This is a genomic window from Agrobacterium sp. LMR679, from assembly GCF_027157905.1.
Taxonomy (GTDB): domain Bacteria; phylum Pseudomonadota; class Alphaproteobacteria; order Rhizobiales; family Rhizobiaceae; genus Agrobacterium; species Agrobacterium leguminum.
Genome location: NZ_JAPVOJ010000002.1, coordinates 1,365,024 through 1,389,729, shown reverse-complemented (window position 1 = coordinate 1,389,729; position 24,706 = coordinate 1,365,024). Strand labels below are relative to the sequence as shown.

General features: G+C 59.9%; 27 protein-coding genes. 22 read left to right on the top strand and 5 right to left on the bottom strand.

Features of this window, described 5'->3' with window-relative positions; all coding sequences use genetic code 11:
• Positions 1-75 precede the first annotated feature (75 nt).
• From O3W47_RS17430 to O3W47_RS17415, 4 genes are all read left to right on the top strand, one after another.
• Complete coding sequence (locus O3W47_RS17430; protein ID WP_269314259.1) at positions 76-672, top strand: histidine phosphatase family protein; 597 nt, start codon at positions 76-78, stop codon at positions 670-672.
• A gap of 4 nt (positions 673-676) precedes the next feature.
• On the top strand, positions 677-1,384 hold the full coding sequence (gene pyrF, locus O3W47_RS17425) for an orotidine-5'-phosphate decarboxylase (RefSeq protein ID WP_269314258.1): 708 nt from the start codon (positions 677-679) through the stop codon (positions 1,382-1,384).
• A 20-nt stretch (positions 1,385-1,404) separates the two neighbouring features.
• Positions 1,405-1,692, top strand: coding sequence for a DUF1330 domain-containing protein (locus O3W47_RS17420; protein WP_065654603.1), 288 nt, complete (start codon positions 1,405-1,407; stop codon positions 1,690-1,692).
• A gap of 121 nt (positions 1,693-1,813) precedes the next feature.
• Positions 1,814-2,794 carry a complex I NDUFA9 subunit family protein gene (locus O3W47_RS17415; RefSeq protein WP_149742843.1) on the top strand — a complete coding sequence of 327 codons (981 nt, stop codon included), beginning with the start codon at positions 1,814-1,816 and terminating at the stop codon, positions 2,792-2,794.
• Between the two features lie 607 nt (positions 2,795-3,401).
• On the opposite strand, the gene O3W47_RS17410 is transcribed toward O3W47_RS17415, so the two are convergent.
• Positions 3,402-4,208 (bottom strand): undecaprenyl-diphosphate phosphatase, encoded by an 807-nt coding sequence (locus O3W47_RS17410; protein ID WP_065654605.1) that lies wholly within the window; start codon positions 4,206-4,208, stop codon positions 3,402-3,404.
• Positions 4,209-4,367: 159 nt separating this feature from the next.
• Here O3W47_RS17410 and O3W47_RS17405 point away from each other — a divergent pair, with 159 nt between their 5' ends.
• From O3W47_RS17405 to guaA, 13 genes are all read left to right on the top strand, one after another.
• Positions 4,368-5,060 (top strand): glutathione S-transferase family protein, encoded by a 693-nt coding sequence (locus tag O3W47_RS17405; RefSeq protein ID WP_003520121.1) that lies wholly within the window; start codon positions 4,368-4,370, stop codon positions 5,058-5,060.
• A gap of 130 nt (positions 5,061-5,190) precedes the next feature.
• The gene (gene queG, locus O3W47_RS17400) at positions 5,191-6,342 is read left to right on the top strand and encodes a tRNA epoxyqueuosine(34) reductase QueG (protein ID WP_137004263.1); all 1,152 of its coding nucleotides are present in this window, start codon (positions 5,191-5,193) and stop codon (positions 6,340-6,342) included.
• Positions 6,343-6,345: 3 nt separating this feature from the next.
• A complete protein-coding gene (locus tag O3W47_RS17395) occupies positions 6,346-7,218 on the top strand; it encodes an SDR family oxidoreductase (RefSeq protein ID WP_269314257.1) in 873 nt (290 codons plus the stop codon).
• 427 nt (positions 7,219-7,645) lie between these two features.
• Positions 7,646-8,014, top strand: coding sequence for a septal ring lytic transglycosylase RlpA family protein (locus tag O3W47_RS17390; RefSeq protein ID WP_269314256.1), 369 nt, complete (start codon positions 7,646-7,648; stop codon positions 8,012-8,014).
• A 61-nt stretch (positions 8,015-8,075) separates the two neighbouring features.
• The gene (locus tag O3W47_RS17385; RefSeq protein ID WP_137004261.1) at positions 8,076-9,365 is read left to right on the top strand and encodes an RsmB/NOP family class I SAM-dependent RNA methyltransferase; all 1,290 of its coding nucleotides are present in this window, start codon (positions 8,076-8,078) and stop codon (positions 9,363-9,365) included.
• Between the two features lie 155 nt (positions 9,366-9,520).
• Positions 9,521-10,798: an imelysin family protein gene (locus tag O3W47_RS17380; protein ID WP_020812392.1), complete on the top strand. Its 1,278-nt coding sequence runs from the start codon at positions 9,521-9,523 to the stop codon at positions 10,796-10,798.
• Positions 10,799-10,855: 57 nt separating this feature from the next.
• Entirely contained in the window at positions 10,856-12,379 is a 1,524-nt protein-coding gene (locus O3W47_RS17375; protein ID WP_269314255.1) for a di-heme oxidoreductase family protein, read from the top strand.
• Positions 12,379-13,500 carry an imelysin family protein gene (locus O3W47_RS17370; RefSeq protein ID WP_127756744.1) on the top strand — a complete coding sequence of 374 codons (1,122 nt, stop codon included), beginning with the start codon at positions 12,379-12,381 and terminating at the stop codon, positions 13,498-13,500. Before O3W47_RS17375 ends, O3W47_RS17370 begins: the two co-directional genes overlap by 1 nt.
• A 4-nt stretch (positions 13,501-13,504) precedes the next feature.
• Entirely contained in the window at positions 13,505-14,599 is a 1,095-nt protein-coding gene (locus O3W47_RS17365; protein WP_269314254.1) for a DUF1513 domain-containing protein, read from the top strand.
• 51 nt (positions 14,600-14,650) lie between these two features.
• Positions 14,651-15,103: a TspO/MBR family protein gene (locus O3W47_RS17360; RefSeq protein WP_137004256.1), complete on the top strand. Its 453-nt coding sequence runs from the start codon at positions 14,651-14,653 to the stop codon at positions 15,101-15,103.
• A gap of 78 nt (positions 15,104-15,181) precedes the next feature.
• On the top strand, positions 15,182-15,631 hold the full coding sequence (locus tag O3W47_RS17355; protein WP_003520131.1) for a PaaI family thioesterase: 450 nt from the start codon (positions 15,182-15,184) through the stop codon (positions 15,629-15,631).
• Entirely contained in the window at positions 15,628-16,266 is a 639-nt protein-coding gene (locus tag O3W47_RS17350) for a 5'-methylthioadenosine/S-adenosylhomocysteine nucleosidase (RefSeq protein ID WP_269314253.1), read from the top strand. Before O3W47_RS17355 ends, O3W47_RS17350 begins: the two co-directional genes overlap by 4 nt.
• A gap of 83 nt (positions 16,267-16,349) precedes the next feature.
• Positions 16,350-17,927: a glutamine-hydrolyzing GMP synthase gene (gene guaA, locus O3W47_RS17345; protein WP_003520133.1), complete on the top strand. Its 1,578-nt coding sequence runs from the start codon at positions 16,350-16,352 to the stop codon at positions 17,925-17,927.
• 40 nt (positions 17,928-17,967) lie between these two features.
• On the opposite strand, the gene O3W47_RS17340 is transcribed toward guaA, so the two are convergent.
• Both O3W47_RS17340 and O3W47_RS17335 read right to left on the bottom strand, forming a co-directional pair.
• A complete protein-coding gene (locus O3W47_RS17340; RefSeq protein WP_137452471.1) occupies positions 17,968-18,456 on the bottom strand; it encodes a hypothetical protein in 489 nt (162 codons plus the stop codon).
• Between the two features lie 105 nt (positions 18,457-18,561).
• Positions 18,562-19,137, bottom strand: coding sequence for a TetR/AcrR family transcriptional regulator (locus tag O3W47_RS17335; RefSeq protein WP_137452472.1), 576 nt, complete (start codon positions 19,135-19,137; stop codon positions 18,562-18,564).
• 359 nt (positions 19,138-19,496) lie between these two features.
• On the opposite strand from O3W47_RS17335, the gene O3W47_RS17330 reads away from it, so the two are divergent.
• Positions 19,497-20,198: a methyltransferase family protein gene (locus tag O3W47_RS17330; protein WP_269314252.1), complete on the top strand. Its 702-nt coding sequence runs from the start codon at positions 19,497-19,499 to the stop codon at positions 20,196-20,198.
• A 91-nt stretch (positions 20,199-20,289) separates the two neighbouring features.
• Complete coding sequence (locus tag O3W47_RS17325; RefSeq protein WP_331283567.1) at positions 20,290-21,006, top strand: 2'-5' RNA ligase family protein; 717 nt, start codon at positions 20,290-20,292, stop codon at positions 21,004-21,006.
• 198 nt (positions 21,007-21,204) lie between these two features.
• On the opposite strand, the gene O3W47_RS17320 is transcribed toward O3W47_RS17325, so the two are convergent.
• Positions 21,205-21,372 (bottom strand): hypothetical protein, encoded by a 168-nt coding sequence (locus O3W47_RS17320; RefSeq protein ID WP_003503889.1) that lies wholly within the window; start codon positions 21,370-21,372, stop codon positions 21,205-21,207.
• 237 nt (positions 21,373-21,609) lie between these two features.
• On the opposite strand from O3W47_RS17320, the gene O3W47_RS17315 reads away from it, so the two are divergent.
• From O3W47_RS17315 to O3W47_RS17305, 3 genes are all read left to right on the top strand, one after another.
• A complete protein-coding gene (locus O3W47_RS17315) occupies positions 21,610-21,957 on the top strand; it encodes an ArsC family reductase (RefSeq protein ID WP_269314250.1) in 348 nt (115 codons plus the stop codon).
• Between the two features lie 12 nt (positions 21,958-21,969).
• Entirely contained in the window at positions 21,970-22,446 is a 477-nt protein-coding gene (gene ybaK, locus O3W47_RS17310) for a Cys-tRNA(Pro) deacylase (RefSeq protein WP_020812408.1), read from the top strand.
• Between the two features lie 88 nt (positions 22,447-22,534).
• Positions 22,535-23,773, top strand: coding sequence for an aminopeptidase (locus O3W47_RS17305; protein ID WP_269314249.1), 1,239 nt, complete (start codon positions 22,535-22,537; stop codon positions 23,771-23,773).
• 6 nt (positions 23,774-23,779) lie between these two features.
• Here the strand turns inward: O3W47_RS17305 and pecM are convergent, their stop codons facing one another.
• Positions 23,780-24,643 (bottom strand): 4-hydroxybenzaldehyde efflux transporter PecM, encoded by an 864-nt coding sequence (gene pecM, locus O3W47_RS17300; protein WP_269314248.1) that lies wholly within the window; start codon positions 24,641-24,643, stop codon positions 23,780-23,782.
• Between the last annotated feature and the right edge of the window lie 63 nt (positions 24,644-24,706).

Genomic DNA, 24,706 nt, shown 5'->3' with positions numbered 1-24,706 from the left:
CCCGTCATTTCCCGGTCGTGACGAATGGTTAGGGTGTCGATTTGCCCTTTCCATCGCCCTTGAGGACCGATTGCCATGCATGCGCTCTACATCACCCACCCCCAGGTCAAGATCGATCCGGCTGTTCCCGTTCCCGAATGGGGGCTTTCGGACAGGGGTGCCGAGCGGACGCGTGAGGCAAGCCGCCTGCCCTGGGCACGGTCATTGCGCCGCATCGTTTCCAGCGCCGAGACCAAGGCGATCGAAACCGCCCGCATCCTGGCTGAAACCTCCGGGGCGGAAATGGACATCGTCGAGGCGATGCACGAAAATGATCGGTCCGCCACCGGTTTCCTGCCGCCGCCGGAATTCGAAAAGGCGGCGGACTGGTTCTTCGCCCATCCCGAGGAGAGTTTTCACGGCTGGGAGCGTGCAATCGACGCTCAGACAAGGATCGTCGGGGTGGTCAAAGCCATTCTTGACCGGCACGACCCGCAGCAGCCGATCGCCTTTGTCGGCCATGGTGGCGTGGGTACGCTTCTGAAATGCCATATCGAAGGCCGCGGCATCAGCCGCAGCAAGGACCAGCCGCCCGGCGGCGGCAATCTCTTTCGCTTCTCCATCGCCGACTTTTCACTTGCAGCCGCGTCCCCCACATGCGACTGGACGGCAATGGAAACATGGCAGGGATAAGACAATGACCGCGCGCGAAAAACTCATCGTCGGGCTGGATGTTCCGACTGTGCAGCAGGCCGAAGACATCGTGTCGAAAATCGGCGACGAGGTTCTGTTCTACAAGATCGGTTATCAGCTGGTCTTTGCCGGCGGTCTCGAATTCGCGCGCGACCTTGTCCAGAGCGGCAAGAAGGTCTTTCTCGACATGAAACTGCTCGACATCGACAACACCGTCGCCTCCGGCGTCGAAAACATCGCCCGCATGGGCATGTCGATGCTGACGCTGCATGCCTATCCCAAGGCGATGCGCGCTGCCGTCAAGGCCGCCGAAGGCTCCGGTCTCTGCCTGCTGGGCGTCACCGTGCTGACCTCGATGGACGACGTCGATCTCGCCGAGGCGGGTTATGCCTCTGACGCCCGTTCGCTGGTGCTGCGCCGGGCGGAGCAGGCACGCGAGGCGCGCATGGGCGGCATCGTCTGTTCGGCGGAAGAATCGACCGCCGTGCGCGAAATCCTCGGTCCGGACCTTGCCGTCGTCACCCCTGGCATCCGCCCGGCCGGCGCGGATCTCGGCGATCAGAAGCGGGTGATGACACCCTACGACGCCATCAAGGCCGGATCGAGCCATCTGGTCGTCGCCCGCCCGATCGTCAGGGCGGAAGACCCGAAAGCGGCGGCCCGCGCCATTCTTGACGACATGCTGCGCGCCAGCTTTCCGGCCAATCAGTAACGACAATCGGAGGAGATGAAATGGCAAAGGGATACTGGATCGCCCGCGTCGATGTGCGCGATAGTGAGCGTTACAAGGACTATGTCACGACGGCTAAGCCCGCTTTCGAGCGGTTCGGCGCCAATTTCCTGGCCCGTGGCGGCGCGCTGACCGAGCTGGAGGGCAAGGCGCGTGCGCGCAACGTCATCATCGAGTTCCCGTCGGTGCAGCACGCCATCGACTGTTATAATTCTCCCGAATATCAGGCCGCGGCCAAAATCCGCCAGGAAGTCGCGGATGCGGAGATGATGATCGTCGAAGGAATTTGACGTCCGTCAACCGCATTTCCCAAACCGTCTTCCAGCCTCGCGACAACATCTCTTCACGCGCGCGCGGCTTTGGGCTAAGAGACTGAAAAACGCTTTATCGACAGCTTCTGAGGAGCCTCCCATGACCTTGGCCAACCTTCCACCCCTCGTCACCGTTTTCGGCGGTTCGGGTTTTGTCGGGCGGCATGTCGTGCGGATACTTGCGAAGCGCGGTTACCGCATCCGCGTCGCCGTTCGCCGCCCGGATCTCGCCGGTTTCCTGCAGCCGCTCGGCAATGTCGGCCAGATTTCCTTCGCCCAGGCGAACCTGCGTTATCGCGATTCCATCGTCAAAGCCGTGGAAGACGCCGACCATGTGGTCAATTGCGTCGGCATTCTGACCGAAAGCGGCCGCAACACCTTTGACGCCGTACAGGAATTCGGTGCGAAAGCCATTGCCGAGGCGGCCCGCGATGCCGGCGCCACGCTGACGCATATCTCCGCCATCGGCTCGGATGCCGGTTCGCCGACCGGTTATGGCCGCACCAAGGGCCGCGCCGAGGCCGCCATCCATTCCATTCTGCCTGGCGCCGTGATCCTGCGCCCGTCGATCATTTTTGGACCGGAAGACGATTTCTTCAACAAGTTCGCAAAGATGGCCCGCAGCATGCCGTTCCTGCCGCTGATCGGTGGCGGGAAAACCAGGTTCCAGCCGGTCTATGTAGAGGATGTCGCGGAAGCCGTCGCCCTTGGCGTCGATGGCAAGCTGAAGCCCGGCGCGATCTATGAACTCGGCGGTCAGGATGTCATGACATTCCGTGACTGTCTCGAGGCGGTTCTTGCCGCGACCTACAGGGAGCGTCCCTTCGTCAACCTGCCCTTCGGCGTCGCGTCCATGATTGGCAAGATCGCTTCAATGGTGCCGCTGATTGCGCCGCCGCTGACGCCCGATCAGGTGACCATGCTGAAAAAGGACAATGTCGTTTCCACTGACGCGGAAAAGAACGGCCTGACGCTGGAAGGCATCGGCATCACTCCCGTTCGCGTTGCGTCCATTCTGCCTTCCTATATGGTGCAATACCGCCCGCACGGCCAGTTCTCCAATGCCGGAAAAGCGGCCTGAAGCCCACCTTCAGCCTCATCGAACACAAACAAAGCGGGAGCCATTCCCGCTTTTTGTTTTTGCGCAATTCAATCGCAACCAAACCGCTATTCGTGCATTTTCCCCTCAACTGCAGGGGAGGTGTTGAATGAACCAGGGCTGTTTTGCAAAGCCGGGTAAAAGTTAACGGTGGTCCGGCCTCCACAGGCAAGCGTGGCACAAGCGCAACTGTGGAAAAGACTTCGTATTAACCCGGTATTCAACAAGCTGCTTTATTGATATTCGCCACATTCCAAACATATCCCGACCACTCAATTCACACACGGCGGCATGATCCGCGCGAACGAACGTCTGAAAGGCAATCATAAAATGGGCAGATCTATCGCACTCTTTTTTGCGTGTGCGGCTTTGGTGGTTCTGGCGGGTTCTTTCATGGCGCCGGGAACGGTTGCAGCGGGTAAGAGCGGTTGCGCTCCCGCCTATGGCGTCGACCCCTGCGCAACGGCTTCGATCAGCACCAACTGATCGGCCTTTAAAAGTTTCAAAGAAAAAGCGCCGCCGGTTCTCCGGGGGCGCTTTTTCTTTTTCTGTTCGTTCGTCGCGAACGGAGATTATTCCCGCCCCTGGTTCAACCCAGAACCAGAAGTGCCACCAGTCCCAGCGAACCGATGGCGATGCGCCACCAGGCGAAGGGTGCAAAGCCCCGCCGCGATACGAAATCCAGCAGGGAGCGAACGACGAAGAGGCCCGAGACAAAAGCGGCGATGAAACCCACGGCGATCAGTGCACCGTCATCGAAGCTCAGCGCATCGCGGTTCTTGTAAAGATCGAGCGTGAAAGCACCCAGCATTGTCGGCATCGCCAGGAAGAACGAAAATTCAGCGGCGGAGCGCTTGTCCGTTCCCATCAGCAACGACCCGACGATTGTGGCGCCGGACCGCGACGTGCCGGGAATCATCGCAAGGCATTGGAACAGGCCGATCTTGAAGGCAAGCGACGGCGGATAGTCCATGATGTCGGTATATTTCGGCTTCAGCGGCATGCGGTCGACGCCGAGCAGAATGACGCCGCCGATGATCAGCACCACACAGATGAGCATCGGCGTTTCAAACAGCACGGTCTTGATGAAGTCATGCGCCAAAGCTCCGATTATCGCCGCCGGCAGGAAAGCGAGAGCGACGGCCAGCACGAAGCGGCGCGCTTTCGCGCTTGTCGGCAGAGCGAGCGCAATCGACACAAGCTTTTGAAAATAAACAAGAAGGATCGCAAGGATCGCACCAAGCTGAATAAGAACGGCAAAGGTGTTGCCGGGTGATTTGAAGCCGAGGAAATGCCCGGCCAGCAGCACGTGCGCCGTTGAGGAGACGGGAATGAACTCCGTCAGACCCTCGATAATGCCCAGCAGAAGCGCGCTGATGATCGATTGGTCACCCATGAGGTATCCTTCTTTTCAGGGGGAAAGTGGCAATGGAAGGCAATTGCGTTAAACTTGTTTTAAAGTAGCCAAGCTCTTATAGCGTCTTGATGAAGCGAAACTGAAAAAGTTTTTCGGCAAATGCCGATCATGACAACCAATCGTAAAAATTGAGTACCGATGCCAACTCTCTATCACTCTCCGATGTCGACCGCATCCCGGTTCGTTCGTCTGATCCTCGCGGAATACGGGTTCCAGACCGATCTCGTGGAGGAGCAGCCGTGGGAAAGACGGCGGGAGTTTCTGGCGCTCAATCCGGCCGGCACCCTGCCGGTCTATCTGGACGACAATATGCGCTCGCTGAGCGGGCCCTATGTGCTTGCGGAATTTCTTGACGAAACGCACGGGGTTCTGAAGCGCGACCGTCGGCTTCTTGCCGAAGACCCGTTTCAGCGTGCGGAAATTCGCCGCCTGACGGAATGGTTTCTGCAGAAGATGGAAAACGACGTGACCCGGCCGCTGGTGCGGGAACGGGTCTATAAATTGCAGATGACGGCAGCGCAGGGTGGCGGACCGCCGGATTCCAAGCTGCTGCGCACCGCGCGCAACAATATTCGCCAGCACATCAAATATCTGGAATGGCTGGCCGGTTCACGCACCTGGCTCGCCGGTGACCGGTTGAGTTATGCCGATCTTGCCGCGGCTGCCGCGGTCTCGGTGCTGGATTATCTCGGTGAGATCAACTGGCTCGAAGCGCCGATTGCCAAGGAATGGTATCAGCGGGTGAAATCCCGGCCTTCCTTCCGGCCGTTCCTCAGCGAACGCATTCCGCGCCTTGCCCCTTCCTCCCACTACGCCGATCTGGACTTTTAAGGTCTGGCCTCCCGGTTATTTGCTGTGGCGTGCGGCTGTATCTAAAGCATGTCGTTGTCCGGAAATCGCTGCGCACTTTCGGGCGACATGCATTATATATGCCGCAGAATAACCCGCAGGAGAGACGACCATCGACGTCGCGAGCGAAAAGCAGCGAATACGCGCGCGTAAACTGACGGACTTCGTTCGTCAGGAAGCGCTTTCGCTTGGCTTCGATCTCTGCCGCATCACGGCGCCGGACAGCATTCCGCTCGCACCCGAACGGCTGAGACAGTTTCTCGACAATGGCTATCACGGCACGATGGCGTGGATGGAAGAAACGGAAGCCCGCCGGGCAGAGCCGAAAACGCTGTGGGGAGACGTGCGCTCCATCGTCATGTTCGGGCTGAACTACGGCCCCGAGGAAGACCCACGCGGCCTGCTTTCCAAACCCGACAAGGCCGCCATTTCGGTCTATGCCCGCAATCGCGATTATCACGACATCATCAAGGGGCGGCTGAAGGAAATCGCCACCCGTTTTGCCGCGCGCGCCGGCGAGGATGTAAAGGTCTTTGTCGATACCGCACCCGTAATGGAAAAACCGCTTGCCGCCGCCGCCGGTCTCGGCTGGCAGGGCAAGCACACCAACCTCGTCAGCCGCACCCACGGTTCGTGGCTGTTTCTCGGCAGCATGTTCACCACGGCCGAACTCTGTCTTGACGAGGCTGAGAGGGACCATTGCGGCTCCTGCCGCGCCTGTCTCGATGCCTGTCCGACGGCCGCCTTCCCCGCTCCCTATCAACTGGATGCGCGCCGCTGCATTTCCTATCTCACCATCGAGCACAAGGGGCCGATCCCGCACGAATTCCGGCCGATGATCGGCAATCGTATCTATGGCTGCGACGACTGCCTTGCCGCCTGTCCATGGAACAAGTTCGCGGCCAGCGCCTCCGAGATGAAATTGCAGGCGCGCGAGGATCTGAAGGAACCTTCCATCGCCTTCCTGCTCACGCTCGATGACGCCGCCTTTCGCGGTTTTTTCAGCGGCTCGCCCGTCAAGCGCATCGGCCGCAATCGCTTCATCCGCAACGTGCTGATCGCGGCGGGCAACTCCGCAGACCGGCAATTCGTGGAACAATGCAAAGCACTTGCCGAAACCGACCCTTCGCCCGAAGTACGCGGCATGGCCGCATGGGCTTTGTCACGGCTTATGGACAGGGACGAATTCCGTACATACTCTGCCGGTCGCGCGCCGGAGCCTGATCCGGAGGCGGAAATGGAATGGCAACTGGCAGAGGCGTGACGCATGCATGTGATGATTTTCGGCGCGGGATATTCGGGAAAAGCCATCGCTAACGCGCTGAGAACCGAAGCGGCAAGCGTTTCCGGCACCACACGCAGCCAGGACAAGTTTCCAAACCTCATCGCCGCAGGCATGACGCCGTTGCTCTTCGACGGCGTTCAGCTCAATGACGCGCTCGTCGCCGCAATGGGCAATGTCACGCATCTTGTACAATCCGTCGCACCGGGCAAGGATGGCGATCCGCTGCTTGCGCTTCTGGGTGGCGATCTGAAAAAGCTCATGCCCAATCTGAAATGGGTCGCTTATCTTTCCACCGTCGGCGTTTATGGCGACCATGGCGGCGCCTGGGTGGACGAGACAACGCCCTGCCGCCCGGTCTCCGCGCGATCCGTGGAACGGGTGGCTGCGGAAACCGCCTGGACTGCGGCAGCGGAAAAGGCGGATGCGCCGCTTTCCATCCTGCGCCTTTCCGGAATTTACGGCCCCGGACGCAATGCCTTCATGAATTTCGAGAAGGGAACGGCGCGGCGGCTGGTGAAGAAAGACCAGGTGTTCAATCGCATCCGGGTCGAGGATATCGGTGCCGCACTTGCCTTTCTGGCACGGAAAAACGAACGCGGCATCTTCAACGTGACCGACAACGAGCCCTGCCCGCCGCAGGATGTGGTGAGCTTCGCAGCAGCGCTGATGGGGGTGGAACCGCCACCCGAGCAGGCCTTCGAGACCGCCGATCTGACGCCGATGGCGCGCTCTTTTTATGGCGAGAACAAGCGCGTTTCCAACGCCAGAATACGCGATCTCGGCTTCGATTTCCGCTTTCCGGAGTACAGGTTCTCCCTCAGACAATTGTGGCAAAACGGCCTCTGGCGAGGCTGAAAAATCCCACCCTGAAAAGCGATGAAAAATCCTTCCAATCCCGCTTTTGCGGATGGTTTTCGTCTTATTTCAGCCAATTAGGATTTTATTAACCATCCAGAAATCACTAAAATCGTAGTCATTAGAAAAATATTTCACTCACATTTCGTGAACTGGATTCACGAAGCCGTGACCCGCAACAGCATTTCCGTTATCCATTGATTCTGCGTTATTTTTTCCAGCTTCTGGCCGGGATGCCCTGCCGACAGCTTTCCGGCTAACGATCACGAATATTACAGACTGTAACAGTTCGTGATTTGAGGTCAGCTTTTTTCGCCATTTTTCCCTCGCCCTACAATCTCGCATCAAAAGGCGTTCAGGCCAGTTCATGGCCGTTTAGCAAGGGCACAATCAATCGGCGCGGGGCCGATTTTCAGGGAAGCACAGTTTGTTGAATATCCGTCGTATAACTTTCACCGCTGCAACTATCGCCGCCTGTTCCATCATTGCGCCTCTTCAGGCGAGTGCGGCAAATGGTTGTGGAGGCGCATCGTGGTATGCGTTGACCTCCAAGACTGCTTCGGGCGAGCGCATGAACGCCGCCAACCTGACCGCCGCCCACCGCTCGCTGCGGTTCGGCACCAAGGTCAAGGTGACCAATGCGCGCAATGGCAAGGCCGTTGTGGTGCGCATCAATGACCGTGGGCCGTTCATCAAGGGCCGCGTTCTCGATCTTTCCAAGGCAGCCGCCAAGAACATCGGCATGATCAACTCCGGCACCGCCAAGGTCTGCTACGAGGTCGTCAAGGCCGATTGAGCCTTGCCCTCGCCGCCATTCGCGTCTACCAACCGGGCTTAGCACAAGAACGAGGTAGACAATGCGTTTAGGCGGGCGTTTGGCCGGAGCAATCGAAGTATTGGCGGATATTGAGGGACGCAGGCGTCCCGTCGCCGATGCTCTGAAAGATTGGGGCCTTGCCCATCGTTTCGCCGGTTCCGGCGACAGGGCCGCAATCGGCAACATTGTCTATGACGCGCTGCGCATGAAACTGTCGCACGCCTGGCTGATGGATGACGACAGCGCCGCCTCGCTTGGTTATGCCGTGCTGCTGCGTCAATGGGGCAAGAGCTTTTCGGATCTTTCGGCGGAATTCGACGGCGACAAATTCGCCCCCGCCGCACCGGATGAACAAAGGCAGCAGGCCTTTCTGTCCCGTTCCCTCGGTGAGGCACCGGCCCATATTCAGGGCGACATACCCGAATGGGTGCAATCCTCCTTCGAAACCGCCTTTGGAGAGCGCTGGCTTGCCGAGGCGCAGGCGCTGAACGAGCGGCCCACGCTTGATCTGCGAGCCAACACCTTGAAAGCGACGCGTGACAAGGTGCTGAAGGCTCTGGAGGAGAGCGGTGCGGAAGCCACGCATATCGCCCGGCAGGGCGTGCGCATTCCCGCCGGCGAAGGCCCTTCCCGCCTGCCGAACGTCACCGCCGAACTGTCCTTCCAGAAGGGCTGGTTTGAAGTACAGGACGAGGGCTCGCAGATCGTTGCCGATCTTGCCGGTGCGCATGAAGGCGAACAGATCCTCGATTATTGCGCGGGCGGCGGCGGCAAGACGCTGGCCATGGCGGCCAGCATGAACAATAAGGGCCAGGTCCACGCCTTTGACGCTGACCGCAAGCGCCTTGCGCCGATCATCGAACGGCTGAAGCGGGCCGGCACGCGCAATGTGCAGGTACACGACCGCGCCTCCGGCCTGACGCCGTTCCAGGAAAAATTCGACCGCGTTCTGGTGGACGCGCCCTGCACCGGCACCGGGACATGGCGTCGCCGGCCCGACACCAAATGGCGGCTGACGGCCCGCAATCTGGAAGAGCGCGTGCAGCAGCAGGGCGAGGCGCTTTCGCAGGCCAAGGGGTTCGTACGCCCGGGCGGAGAGCTGCTTTATGTCACCTGTTCGGTTTTGCCTGAAGAAAACGAACAGCAGGTAAGGCGTTTCTGCGCGGAAAATCCGGAATTTTCCATCGGCTCCGCACTGGAACGCTGGCAGACGACTTTCGGCGGCAACGCAAATAAACCGCATTCTTCCGACGGCAAGACAGTGACGCTGACGCCTGCAACCACAGATACGGATGGCTTCTTCTTCTGCTTGATGAAACGCAAAGCATAACACCGTCTTTGCAAGCACTGATTTTACTTGGAAAACAACACCAGGTCTTGTTTCAAAGAATTCTAAACTAGAATGTTTGACACAAGTTTGTGATTGGGTCAGAACTCGCTTGCCGCGGCGCGAAGTCATTTCGCGCCTGCCGAAGGAGAGGGATCATGATCCGCAAAACCATTCTCAGCGCTTCTTTTGCGCTTCTTGCCGCTTCTGCGGCTTTCACCGCGCTTCCCGCCCGGGCCGCCACCGACGCGGCCGCCGTCGTCAAGCATTATGCCGATGTCGCGCATGCGAAATATGAGGATTCGCTGACCACGGCGAAGGCGCTGGACAAGGCCATCGATGCGCTGATCGCAACGCCGAGCGAAGAAACCCTGAAGGCCGCCCGGGAAGCATGGATCAAGGCCCGCGTTCCCTATCAGCAGTCGGAAGTCTATCGTTTCGGCAACCCGATCGTCGACGATTGGGAAGGCAAGGTGAATGCCTGGCCGCTGGATGAAGGCCTGATCGACTATGTCGACGGTTCTTATGGCACGGAAAGCGACGAGAACGAGCTTTACGTTGCCAACATCATCGCCAATCCGAAGATCAAGATCAGCGGTGAAGAGGTCGACGCCTCCAAGATCACCCCCGAGCTGATCGAAAGCCTGCACGAGGCGGGCGATGTCGAAGCCAATGTGACGACCGGTTACCACGCCATCGAATTCCTGCTCTGGGGTCAGGATCTGAACGGCACCGGACCGGGCGCCGGCAACCGCCCCTACACCGATTACGACAAGGCGAAATGCACGAACGGCAATTGCGACCGCCGCGCCGACTACCTGAAATCCGCCTCGACCCTGCTGATCAAGGATCTTCAGGAGATGGTGGATGCCTGGGCGCCGGAAGGCGAAGCCACGAAAACGGTGGAAGCCGATCCGAAAGCGGGCCTGACCGCCATTCTCACCGGCATGGGTTCGCTCTCCTATGGCGAGCTGGCGGGCGAACGCATGAAGCTCGGCCTTCTGCTGCACGATCCGGAAGAGGAGCATGATTGCTTCTCCGACAACACCTACAATTCGCATCTTTACGACGCGATCGGCATCGCCTCGGCCTATACCGGCGACTATACCCGTGTGGACGGAACGAAGATGACGGGCGCCTCGCTGTCGGAACTGGTCGGCGCCAAGGACAAGGCGCTGAACGACGAGATGCTGGCGAAGCTGAACAAGACGCTCGACGCCATGCATGCCATGGAAAAGCGCGCGCAGACCGTCGAGGCCTATGACCAGATGATCGGCGAAGGCAACAAGGAAGGAAACGCCGTGGTTCAGACGGCCATCGACGGCCTTCTCGACCAGACGAAGACCGTCGAACGCGTCATCGCGGCGCTCGATCTCGGCAAGATCGAGCTTGAAGGCTCCGACAGCCTCGACAATCCCAACGCCGTCTTCAAATAAGCGGTAAAACGGGCCGCAGATCGCTGCGGCCCGTCACTTTCGCCCGCCCTTATTGTCATGCAATTTTTGCTGCCGCCGATCCGCAAGCCATTTTTCTTCGCCGGGGCAGCCTGCCTTGTGGCGTCGATGGCGCTTGCCGAACCGCTGCGCAACGATCTGACGGAAAAAGATCGAAGCCGCGTGCTGGCCGTGACTGCGCCAACGACGGATTTTACCAGGCCGGAACCCTTCGAGGCCATGGCCGGTGGAGCGACGACCAGCGCCAGCAAGGCCGACAGCGGCGCGTTTTCGCATCCTTCCGCCACCATGCCGCTCGAGCGGAAGCAGGATTTCAAGCTCGGCAATGCACTGTTCCAGAAGCTCTGGGTCTCCTCCCCCTCTTCCACACAGGCCTCGGACGGGCTCGGGCCGCTGTTTAACGCTCGATCCTGCCAGACCTGCCATGTGAAGGATGGCAGGGGTCGACCGCCTCTTGCCGGAGAAGACGCCGTCTCGCTGTTTCTGCGGCTGGCGCGACCGGCGCGCAATGAGGCCGAACGACAGGCCATTGCCAGCCACCAGACCTTAAATTTTCCCGATGAGACCTATGGCCGGCAGCTTCAGAACCTGGCCATTCCCGGCCTCGCCGCCGAAGGCAAGCCGGTCATCGCCTATACGGAAGAACCGGTTCAGCTGGCGGATGGCGAGGTGGTGATGCTGCGCAAACCCGACTATGCCGTGGCGAACCTGCAATATGGTCCGCTTGGCGCCGACACGACGCTTTCGGCGCGCATTGCCATACCCACCCTCGGTCTTGGCCTGATCGAGGCCATTGTCGAGGCCGATATTCTAGCCAGGGCCGACCCGGACGACAATGATGGCGACGGCATTGCCGGGCGTCCCGCATGGGTCAAAGACCATCGGACCGGCGAGGTGAAACTCGGGCGGTTTGGCTGGAAAGCGCAGAATGCGAGCGTGCGAGACCAGAGCGCCAGCGCCTTCTCCCACGATATCGGCATTTCCACACCGGATGCGCCGAATGCCTATGGCGACTGCACGGAGGTCCAGAAAGACTGTCTTGCCATGCCGACCGGCGTGCAGCTGAGGCTCGGGCCGGTGGAGGCGCCCGATCCGGTTCTCGATCTCGTGACCTTCTACACCGAAAATCTCGCCGTGCCGCGCCGCCGCAATGTCGATGATCCGACGGTCCTGCAGGGAAAGCAGCTTTTCTACGCCTCCGGCTGTACGGCCTGCCACACCCCGAAATTCGTCACACGCCGCGACGTTGCCGACCCCATGCATTCTTTTCAGCTGATCTGGCCCTATTCCGATTTTCTGCTGCATGACATGGGCGAAGGACTTGCCGATGGCCAGCAGGTAGGAGAAGCAAATGGCAGACAGTGGCGAACCCAGCCGCTCTGGGGCATAGGCCTGACGCAAAAGGTCAATGGCAACGGTTTTTACCTGCATGACGGCCGGGCGCGCAGCCTGCAGGAAGCGATATTGTGGCACGGCGGCGAAGGGCAAAAAGCGCGCGACGCCTTTGCCGCCTTGCAAAAATCCGACCGGCAGGCTTTGCTGGCCTTTCTGGAGTCCCTTTGATGAAAAATGCCATGCGAAAAATTTCCGGCGTCATGTCCGTGCTGCTGCTTCTGACCACGCCGCCGGCAAGGGCGCAGGATGTGGAGCTGATGCCGCCGCCGCCGCTCGACCCGGTTCAGGTGCGGGGCGTGATGGAAAAGGCGGTGAACGGTTTCATCCGCCCCGGTTATGACCGCTTCCGGCAGTCGGCGGAGACGCTGGAAGGCCGCATGAAAGCTTTCTGCACCGCTCCCTCCGAAACGACGGCAGCGGCGGCCAAGGCTGCCTTTGTCGATACGGTATCAAGCTGGTCGACCATCGAGATCGTGCGTGTCGGCCCCGTCATCGAGAAGAACCGTTTCGAACGTGTGCTTTATTATCCCGACAAGAAGGGTCTCGGGCTGAAACAGGTGCAGCGTTATCTCACCGAAAAGGATGAAAGCGTCACGAGTGCGGATGGTCTGAGCGGCAAGAGCGTTGCGGCGCAGGGGCTCGGCGCTCTTGAGTTCGTGCTTTACGGAACCGGGGCGGAAGAACTGCTAGACAGGAAGGGTGATTTCCGCTGCCGTTACGGTGCGGCCATCGCCGGTAATATCGCCAATGTGGCGGCAGAACTTTCCGACAGCTGGAATGCGCCTGACGGTGCCTTGAAAAACTGGACGCAGCCCGGAGCGGACAACCCCGTCTTTCGTGACGAGCGCGAGGCGCTTGTTGCCCTGCTCGGCATTCTCGTCCATGGCTCCGAAGCCATTCGCGACCAGCGGATCGAAACCTTCTACAAGGGGCCGGACAAGGCAAGATTTCCCCGCACCGCCATTTATTGGCGCTCCGGCCTGACATGGCAGAGCATTTCTACCAATATCAAGGCGGTTCAGACGCTGCTGCACACGGCAGATATGGTGGAACTCGTACCGCCCGATCAGCGCTCCATCGTCAACTCCATCGATTTCATCGCCAAATCGATGATCCGCGTTGCCGGGACAATCGATACGGATGTGCAAAAGGCGCTGGATCAGGGCGATCAGCGCGCCAAGGTGGATTATCTGCTGCTCAACGGCAAAGACCTGATCTACCGCTTGAACGATCAATATGGCGGCGCCATCGGCCTCAGCTCCGGCTTCTCCTTCGCCGATGGGGACTGAGCCGATGATCTCCGGCGCCAAACGGATGCTGATAGATCGGCGCAGCTTCATCAAAGCGGCGGGAACTCCCTTCCTCGCCGGGCTGGCTCCCCGCTCACTTTATGCGCTGGAGCGGACAGACGCGGTCTTTGCTTCCGCCTTCCGCGCCCGTGACGGGTCCTACGGCATTGCGACGGTGAGCGAACGCGGCGAGATCATCGACCGCGTCGCGCTTCCTGCCCGCGCGCATGGAATGGCGACGAGCCACGCGACCGGCATGACCGTGGCCTTTGCGCGCCGGCCCGGCACCTTCTTCATGGCCTTCGACCCCGCGCGGCGCGGCGAACCCATCGTGATGCACACGCCGGAAAACCGCCACTTCTACGGCCATGGGCAATTTTCCCCTGACGGGGCAATCCTCTATGCCAGCGAAAACGACTTCGACGGCAATCGCGGCGTTATCGGGCTCTATGACGCCCGTAACGGCTTTGCCCGCATCGGCGAATATGATGCGCATGGCATCGGCACACATGACATGACGGTGAGCGATGACGGCCGGCTGATCGTGATCGCCAATGGCGGCATCGAGACCCATCCGGATTTCGGCCGAACCAAGCTCAATGTCGACAATATGCAGCCGTCGCTCGTGCTTCTGGACGCCTCGACCGGGCAAGTGATCCAGAAACACGCCATGCCGGCGCATCTGCGGCAGCTTTCCACCCGCCATGTCGATCTCGGCGATGACGGGCGTATCTGGTTCGCCTGCCAATATGAGGGACCGCGCAACGATCTCCCGCCGCTTGTCGGCCATTTCTCCAGGGGCGAGGCTCTCACCTTCGTCGATCTGCCGGAAGAAACGACGGTGCGCCTTGCCAATTATGTCGGTGCCATTGCCGTCAACCGGCGCGATGGGCTGGTGGGCCTGACATCGCCCAACGGCAACGCCGCCGTGACGCTGGATGCAAAAACCGGCCGCGTCGTTTCCGAGACGACCGTGCGGGAAGCGGCAGGCGTCGCGCCCGCCGCGAGAGGCATTGCGGTTTCTTCCTATGACGGATTTTTTGAGACCCGGCGCAGCGACGTGGCGTGGGACCAGCACATCGTGCGTCTGTCCAGCTAAAATACTGAAAAGACAGGGGAACAAAAGCCCGGCCGGCGCATTGGACGGATCATGAGAAACCTTGCCGTCTATGTCGTTTTTGTGGTTGCTGTTGTTGCCGTGGGGGCGCTGATCGGCGTCAACAATGTGCCCGGCGAATGGTATCAATCGCTGCAGAAGCCCTTCTTCAATCCGCCCAACTGGATTTTCGGGCCTGTCTGGACCGCGCTTTACGTGCTGATCGGCATTGCCGGCGCACGGACATGGATCCGCAAGCCGATGGGAACGCGCATGCGGCTCTGGTTCACGCAGATGGTGCTGAACTTCCTGTGGTCTCCGATTTTTTTCGGAATGCAGAGCCCGGCGGGCGCACTCATCGTCATCATTCCGATGCTGATCTGCATCGTGGCCTTCGTGGCGCTCGCCTACCGCCGTGACCGCATATCCATGTGGCTTTTCGTACCCTATGCCGTATGGGTCGCCTTTGCCACGGTGCTGAATGCAAGCATCGGCATGTTGAACTAAATCCCCGCACCGCACTTGCCTTGTCTGCCGCCACGCGCCATGTCAGTTTGCGATGAGGCAGAAGCAGGCAGGTAGGCCATGGAGATCACGGATCCCGGCGATTTTCGTCAGCGGATAGAAAGAAGCTTTGCGCGGCAGGGCGTGGTGCAGGCGATTAACGCCGAGATCAGCCGTATCGAACACCGGCTGGTGGAAATCGAACTCCCTTTTCATGAAAAGCTGACGCAGCAGCACGGCATATTGCATGCGGGCGTCATCGCCGCCGGTCTGGATACGGCCTGCACCTACGCCGCTTATACGATCATCGAGCCGGAAGCCTCGCTGCTGACCATCGAGTTCAAGGTCAACCTCATGTCGCCCGGGCGCGGCGAGCGGTTCCTGTTTCGCGGCGAAATCATCAAGCCGGGGAACAACCTGATCGTCGCCGATGGCCGCGCCTATGCGCTATCCGACGGACCGGCGAAGCTGATCGCCTCCATGACGGGCACGATGATGGTGGTGAAGGGGCGCGAGGATATTACCGGATGAGCTACCGGCTTTTGCATGTTGCGGATAAATCCGTCCTCTTCGTCATGGCGGCTTCCCCCGAATACGGTCCCCATCTTCAGGCACGCATTGCGCCGCTGATGACCGGTATCGGCCCGGTCGAGGCGGCGATTGCCGTCACGGCCGTTCTTGCCGGTCTCGATGCGGCCGATCACCTGCCCGACCTCATCGTTTCGCTTGGGTCCGCCGGTTCGCGGACGCTGGAGCAAACCGGCATCTATCAGGCGATTTCGGTTTCCTATCGTGACATGGACGCCTCCGCCTTCGGTTTCGAAAAGGGCTGCACGCCGCTGCTCGATCTGCCCGCCGAAGTGGCCTTGCCTTTGCGAATACCCGAAATTGCCGAGGCGCGGCTTTCCACGGGCGCCAATGTCGTATCGGGCGAGGCCTACGGGCTGATCGACGCCGATATGGTGGAAATGGAAACCTTTGCGGTTTTGAGAGCCTGCCAGCGCTTCGGCGTACCGCTCGTCAGTCTGCGCGGCATTTCCGATGGCAAGGTGGATGTGAACCATGTGGACGACTGGACGGAGTACCTGCACATCATCGATGAAAAGCTGGCGGATGCCGTCCATCGGCTTTGCCGCGCCATCGAGGACGGCGTGATTGCCCTTTAGAACCTTGCGATTTTCGCAAATTTCCGCTGTTTGACGCCCGCTTCCGGGTTGCCTAAAGCCGCCATTTTCTTTAAAGGCTCGCCATGACCCAGATAGCCCATCCCGACAGCATTCTCATCATCGATTTCGGCAGCCAGGTGACGCAGCTGATTGCGCGCCGCATCCGCGAAGCCGGGGTCTATTGCGAAATCCATCCGTTCCAGAATGCCGCAGAGGCGTTCGAGAAGCTTCAGCCCAAGGGCGTGATCTTCTCCGGCGGCCCCGCATCTGTCACGGCGGAAGGAAGCCCGCGCGCACCGCAGGCGGTGTTCGACAGCAAGGTTCCGATCCTCGGCATCTGCTACGGCCAACAGACGCTCTGCACGCAGCTCGGCGGTGTGGTCGAGGGTGGCCATGCGGCGGAATTCGGCCGCGCCGATATCGACATCAAGAAGGCGAGCCCGCTTTTCGAAGGCTTCTGGGAACAGGGCAAGAGCTATCCCGTCTGGATGAGCCATGGCGACCGCGTAACGAAGCTGCCGGAAGGTTTCGAGGTCATCGCGACCTCCGAGAACGCACCTTTCGCCATCGCCGCGGACGAGAAGCGTCACTACTACTCCACCATGTTCCACCCGGAAGTGGTGCATACGCCCGACGGCGGCAAGCTGCTCTCCAACTTCGTGCACAAGATCGTGGGGCTCAAATCCGATTGGACGATGGCGGCCTATCGCGCCGAAATGATCCGCAAGATCCGCGAACAGGTCGGCACCGGCCGCGTGCTCTGCGCGCTTTCCGGCGGCGTCGATTCCTCGGTTGCGGCCATCCTTATCCATGAGGCGATCGGCGACCAGCTCACCTGCGTTTACGTCGACCACGGCCTGATGCGGCTTGGCGAAAGCGAGCAGGTCGTCGGCATGTTCCGCGACCACTACAATATTCCGCTGGTGCATGTGGATGCCGCCGACCTGTTCCTCGGCGAACTGTCGGGCGTTTCCGATCCGGAAGTGAAGCGCAAGACCATCGGACGCCTGTTCATTGAGGTCTTCGAGGCCGAAGCGGCCAAGATTGCCGCCGATGGCAAGGGCGCACCGAATTTCCTGGCGCAGGGCACGCTTTACCCTGACGTCATCGAAAGCGTCTCCTTCTCCGGCGGCCCCTCGGTCACCATCAAGAGCCACCACAATGTCGGCGGTCTTCCCGAGCGGATGAACATGCAGCTCGTCGAGCCGCTGCGCGAACTCTTCAAGGATGAAGTACGCGCGCTCGGCCGTGAACTCGGCCTGCCGGACAGCTTCATCGGCCGCCACCCCTTCCCCGGTCCGGGCCTGGCAATCCGCTGCCCCGGTGCGATTACCCGTGAGAAGCTCGATATTCTGCGCAAGGCGGATGCGATCTATCTCGATGAAATCCGCAAGGCCGGTCTCTACGACACCATCTGGCAGGCTTTCGCCGTGCTGCTGCCGGTGCAGACCGTCGGCGTCATGGGCGATTACCGTACCTATGACTTCGTCTGCGCGCTTCGCGCCGTGACCTCGGTGGATGGCATGACGGCGGATTTCTATCCCTATGACATGAATTTCCTTGGCCGCGCGGCAACCCGCATCATCAACGAGGTGCGCGGCATCAATCGCGTCGTCTATGACGTGACGAGCAAGCCGCCCGGCACGATCGAGTGGGAATAAGGACTATACTCGAAACGATCCTGTAAAGATGACGCCGCGACTAGTTCGCGGCGCTTCTGTTTTGTCGTGCGAGATAGATGATCTGGGCGGTCAGGCCGACCACAAGGATCGCCAGCAACCCTGCCTGAGCGCCGAGAAGCAGCGGCGATTTCAGGTCCGTAACCAGAGGGTGACCGTCTGGAACACGGCGCAGGATTTCGCTCACCGTCGGAACCATCAAAAGAAATGCACTGATGCTGAGACAGATGGTTTCAATATATCTGGCCGTGCGCGTTGAACCCAGAACGCCTTCGATGCCGTAACCTGCGAGCAGGAAAAGGATGGTCAGGACGCCAACGCCGTAACTGACCGGCTGATGCGCCACGAGGAAGACCGTCGCAGCGCCGATCAGCATGGAGACAAGATAGAGGGCGCCCGGCGCTGATCGGGGAACGATTCGACCATGGCGGGCAAACATGTAAATGGCGGCGGGAATGGCCGGCAGGCTTCCAAGCGTATGGATCCAGCCGAGCGGAGAAATTCCGAACATGGGAGATTGCCTTTCTCGTCCAGAAGGACGTGGTGGTCCGGGAAGCAGACTGTCATCGACAAATCTGCCAGCTTAATGCGGTCTATTTTTTCGGTGGCGTGCCGCTCAGGTCATGCGCTCCAGCATGGGGCGGGTTATTGCGCCAAAAGTCGTCGCATCACCATGGGCACGGGCGGAAAGCATCGCGCCGTGCACGGTGGCCATGAAGATTTCAGCATTGGCTTTGGCGGTTCCCTTCAGCGCGAGGCGCCCCTGGGCAACGCCACGTTCCAGAACGGCGGTGAGCCAGTCGGAGAGATTTCGAAAATGCGCGCGCACTTCAAGAGCGACCGTTTCAGGGAGAACCGGAATTTCACTGGCAAGCAGAGCGCAGACGCAGAAGGGATGAGTAGCCTCGGCGATACAGCCCTCCCAATAGCCGATATAGGCGCGGAGCTGTTCGAGCGGGTCGGAAATGTTTCGCTCCAGTTCGGCGATACCGACTTCCGCCTCCTGCCTGTATTGGGCAACAAGCCTTTGGACCAGATCGGACTTGCTGGGAAAATGGTGGTGAATGCTCGCATTGCGAATGCCGACCACGGCGGAAATGTCGGCGTAGCTGAAACTGTTATAGCCGCCCTTTATGATCAGGGAGCGTGCGCAACGGAGGATTTCATCAGCTTTGGTCTGTGGATTTTTCATGGAAGTTACCTACCAACTAGTAGATAGAATGTCAACGCCAAGCGGTTTTAACCTATGACCGCTGCCAAGAGCTTGCCGGAGACCGAGTGCGCGTGACGGATATGACGGGACTCCTCCAAAGCCGGTGGCAGCTGATCCACTCCCCCAACCGAGGCCGCATCGTTCCGGGTCGAGAAGCTCGTGTCATGCGGCTGACGAGCCACGACGCCGCTTGCACGTTTGACTTTGTGCCCTTTTTCGCCAGTATTTCGACTGTCCTTCGCAGAGTACTCTCGGTCCGGCACGGCTTTAGCCAGTGTCATGCAGTCCGCTAGGAGAAGCTACATTCGCCTGCGAAGGGCAAGGGGAGGAGCCCATCGATGACACACGATGTCGATCCGAAGCCAATGTCACGCGCCGCCGCGATCCTCTACGCCATTATTTCGCCGCTCAGCCTGCTGGCCCTGATCTTTCTGCCTGCGGGCCGGATCGACTGGTGTCCGGGCTGGGTTTTCCTCGCGGTCGTCGTCGCCGCTTTTGGCCTTTCCGCGCTGGTATTGGCGCGTGTGAACCCGGCCATTTTCCGCGCGCGCAGCCGGTTCCAGCCGGGCACCAAGACATGGGACCTGTTCCTCGTCACCGGCATCCTTCTCGCTTTTGCCGCTGAAATCCCGGTTGCGGCACTCGATGCCGGCCGGATGGGATGGTCCACCGTGCCGCTTTGGGCCATTCTGCTCGGGTATATCCTGCTTGTCGGCGGCATTGCGGTTACGGCGTGGGCTCAGGCTGTCAATCCGTTCTTCGAGCCGGGTGTCCGCATCCAAAGCGAGCGCGGACAGCGGGTGATCACGTCGGGCCCATACGCTATCGTGCGCCACCCCGGTTACACGGCAGCAATCGCCATGTTCACTGGCATACCGCCCGCATTGGGTTCCTGGGTGGCTCTGCTCCCCGCCGCCTTGGCCATCGCCCTGCTGATCCTGCGCACCGGCTGGGAAGATCGTCTGCTCCAGGCCGAGTTGCTCGGTTATGCTGATTATGCCCGTGAAAGGCGCTACCGCCTATTTCCCGGTATCTGGTAAGCGCCGCAAGACAATCGTTCTCTTTTTGTTCTTTAAATTATTGCCATTGGTGATAATATCCCGGCCCGGGCAAAGGCCGTGGAGCATCGCTATGGGTTTCGGGTTGGCAGATGAAGGAGGTTTAAGGCAGCTTTTCTTCGAAGGATGGGAGCCGGAGAAAATACGGCGTTTCAATCCGCGATTTAGCAGCAAGCTCTTGATTACGGTGAAACCGCCGGCGGCCCTGGCGGAACGAATTTTTGCCGATGCGTCGCGCCATGCCGCAGGGCGGACGAAGCGTGAGGCTTATCCGCCGGAGCTTCTGCATATAAGCCTGCTCTGTATCGGAGGTTTCGAGACCGTGCCTCAAGGGCTGGTAAAGAGGCTGAAGGCAGCACTGGGGGAGATCAAGGCGCGGCCCGTGCCGATCACATTCGATGGAACATCGCTTTTCGGCAATCGCAACAGTCTGGCGCTACGCAGCAGCCGCGAGATGCAGGAACTTAAGGCTCTGGCGAAAATCGTGCAGCGCGCCCTGCGGCGGGCAAACCTGCCCTATGTCGCCGCATCGTCGTTTACGCCACATCTCACAGTGATCTACGGCTGCGGGAAAATTGAGCTGATGCCGGCTGATAAACCCTATAGCTGGCTGGCGGGGAGCTTCGAACTCGTTTTCAGCCACAATGGCGAAACACGGCATGAGCTGCTCGGGCGCTTCGCACTCTCGCCGAAAGCGGAGCGTTATGAACGGCCTGAAAGCCAGCTACATTTGCCGGAAAAAGTGATCGGACCTTTGAAACGGCCGACACAAAGGGCATCGGTGCGATAACATGCACCTGAAGCGGCATAGCGCTCTGATACCGACAATTTTTCCGCATTCTCCATTGAGAACTATACGGAACCTTGTTGTGCGAATCCGACGCGTTTCGCGCCAGCCGCACATCCACCGCGCCGGCCGAAAACCGATCCGGTTATCGATCCTGAGCGCAAGCGAGGCGATATCGCCTCGCAACGGATAATGACCAGCTTAGAGCTGTACCTTGTCGAAAGCCTTGCCGTCGATGCCGAGGGCTTCGAGATCGGCGCGGGCGGGCTTGCGATGTGCGCGAACAGCGGCCGAAACCGAGAGCGCTGCACCGAGAACGGCGAAAGTTTCACCGAAGAAGTTACGCGATGTCTTTGCAACCTGACGCATTTTTCTCTCCATCTTTGATGCCCAGATAATGGGCATTTCCGGCCCGCTCTACAACTCATGATGTAGCAGGGAAGCCATGCAGCTTTGCTCGCGCTCGTTTGGATATCAGCCATTGCGATTTTGCATGGCTTAAGCGTCAGGACCGGATATATCCGCAGGGCACTTCAGCAGGCGGGTTGAATAAGACGGATATTTTGTTATGCCGGAAGTGCTTTTAGAGACAAAGAGGCAGAAGGCATGACGGTCACGATTTACGGCATCAAGAACTGCGACACGATGAAGAAGGCCAGAAGCTGGCTGGAAGCCAACGGCGTCGACTATTCTTTCCATGACTATAAGGCGGCCGGCATCGACCGTGCCCATCTGGAAACATGGTGCGATGCCGCGGGCTGGGAAACGGTTCTCAACCGGGCCGGCACGACCTTCAAAAAACTCGACGACGGCCAGAAGGCCGATCTCACCCGTGAGAAGGCCATCGAGCTGATGCTGGAACAGCCCTCCATGATCAAGCGTCCCGTGCTGGAAGCGAAGGACAGGATAACCGTCGGTTTCAAGCCTGAAACCTACCAGACCCTTTTTGCGTGAACGCAGCCCGCCATGTCCAAAACAACCCGTGCCACCCAGATGCTGACCAAGGCCGGTGTTGCCTTCACCACCGTCACCTATGACTATGATCCGAATGCCGACCGCATCGGCCTGCAGGCGGCCGAGGCGATCGGTGAGCCACCGCATCTCGTCCTAAAAACGCTGATGGCGGAACTCGATGGCAAACCGGTCTGCGTCGTCGTCCCTTCGGATCGCGAGGTTAGCATGAAGAAGCTGGCCGCCGCCTTCGGTGGCAAATCCGCCAGCATGATGAAGCCTGCCGATGCGGAACGGGCCACCGGTTATCATGTCGGCGGCATCAGCCCTTTCGGGCAGAAGAAACAGGTGCCGACGGCCATCGAGGCCGGGGCCATGGCGCATGATTATGTCTACATGAATGGCGGGCAACGCGGCCTGCAGGTGAGGCTTTCGCCCCGCGATGCCCAAAGCGCGCTGAAGGCCATTGCCGCGCCGCTGGTCGCCGATTGAAGCGTAAGGGACGCGCCTGAAAACATTTGGCTTTCGGAAGGAATGGGCTATGGTCGGCGCCTCCTATTGAAATAGACGAAGGCAGATCATGACCGTTTCCCCCATCGATCCCGTCAAACTCGAAAAACTGGCCGAAGTCGCCGTTAAGGTCGGCCTGCAATTGCAGAAGGATCAGGATCTGGTGATTACCGCACCGCTGGCGGCGCTGCCGCTGGTGCGATTTTTGACCAAACACGCCTATATGGCGGGTGGCGGGCTGGTCACCACCTTCTATTCCGACGAAGAAACCACGCTTGCCCGCTATCGCCACGCCAGCGACGCCAATTTCGACCGGGCTTCCGGCTGGCTTTATGAAGGCATGGCGAAGGCCTATGCCAATGGCGCGGCACGGCTGGCGATTGCCGGCGACAACCCCATGCTGCTGGCTGAACAGGACCCCGCCAAGGTGGCCCGCGCCAACAAGGCAAACTCCACGGCCTACAAGCCGGCGCTGGAGAAGATTTCCAATTTCGACATCAACTGGAACATCATCTCCTATCCGAATCCCTCCTGGGCAAAGCAGGTCTTTCCGGATGTGACGGAAGACGAAGCTGTTCGCAAGCTCGCGGACGCCATCTTCGCCGCATCGCGGGTGGATCTGGCCGATCCGGTGGCAGCCTGGGTGCAGCACAATGCCAATCTCGCCAAACGTTCGGCATGGCTGAACGGCGAGCGCTTCTCCTCCTTGCATTTCACCGGCCCCGGTACGGATGTGAAGATCGGCCTCGCCGACGGCCATGAATGGCATGGCGGCGCCTCCACCGCCAAGAATGGCGTGACCTGCAACCCGAATATCCCGACGGAAGAAGTCTTCACCACCCCGCATGCGCTGCGTGTCGACGGTTACGTCTCCAGCACCAAGCCGCTGTCGCATCAGGGAACGCTGATCGACGACATACAGGTGAAGTTCGAAGCCGGCCGTATCGTCCAAGCCAAGGCTTCGAAGGGCGAAGCGGTGCTGAACAAGGTACTCGACACCGACGAGGGCGCGCGGCGTCTCGGCGAAGTGGCGCTGGTGCCGCATTCCTCGCCGATCTCGGCAAGCGGCATCCTGTTCTACAATACGCTTTTCGATGAAAACGCCTCCTGCCACATCGCGCTTGGCCAATGCTATTCGAAATGCTTCCTCGACGGCGCTTCGCTGTCGCAGGATGAGATCAAGGCGCAGGGCGGCAACTCAAGCCTGATCCATATCGACTGGATGATCGGCTCCGACAAGGTGGATATTGACGGTGTGAAGCCGGACGGCTCCACGGTTCCGGTGATGCGCAAGGGCGAATGGGCCTGACGACGCCTATCTCGGCAACTGGCTGCGCTGACTGAGCCAGATGCTGAAAAGCACCGCAACGAAACCGACGATCTGCGCTGGCGTGAGGCTTTGGCCGAGCGCCAGCCAGCCAAGCAGGGTTGCAACGACCGGGCTTAGAAAACCGAGCGATGCGGCGGCGGAAGGTTCGATGCGGGCAAGCCCGCGAAACCATAGAAAATAGGTCAGGGCGGCACCGATAAGTCCCAGATAGGCCATGCCGAGAATATTGGCCGCTGTCGGCGTCGGCAGGGCCGGTTCCAGGAAATAGGCGACGGGCAGCAACAGAAGACCGCCCGCCGTCAATTGCCAGGCGGTAAACGTGAGGTTCGACACCGGCGGCCGCCATTTACGGGTCAGCACCGTTCCAAAAGCCATGGAGACGGCGCCGGCAAGACCTGCCGCCACACCGATACCATCCAGCGCAGCGCCCGGCGCCAGAACCAGAAGCGCAACCCCGACAATGCCGAGAAAACCGGCCGCGATGGCCAGCGGCCGGACGGGCGCCGCGAGAAACAGGCGGGAAAGGCCAATTACGATCAGTGGCTGGACTGCGCCCACCGTTGCCGCGACGCCGCCCGGCAGCCGATAGGCCGACACGAAAAGCATCGCCCAGAAGAACGAGAAATTCAGCGCTCCGAGAATGAAGCTGCGCGGCCACCAGATGCCGTGCGGCAGCTTTCTCACGAAAAGCAGCAAAAGCACGCCGGCGGGCAATGCGCGCAGCATCGCGACATGAAAGGGATAACCGTGCGGCAAAAATTCGGTCGTCACGAAATAGGTGGTTCCCCAGATGGCCGGGGCAAGGGCGGTCACCAGCACATCGGCGGCGTAGGTCGTATTTTTCTTCATTTCAAGAATCTCTACATCAAGATAAATACAGTCTAGTCGATTTTATCTTGACGTCAAGACATC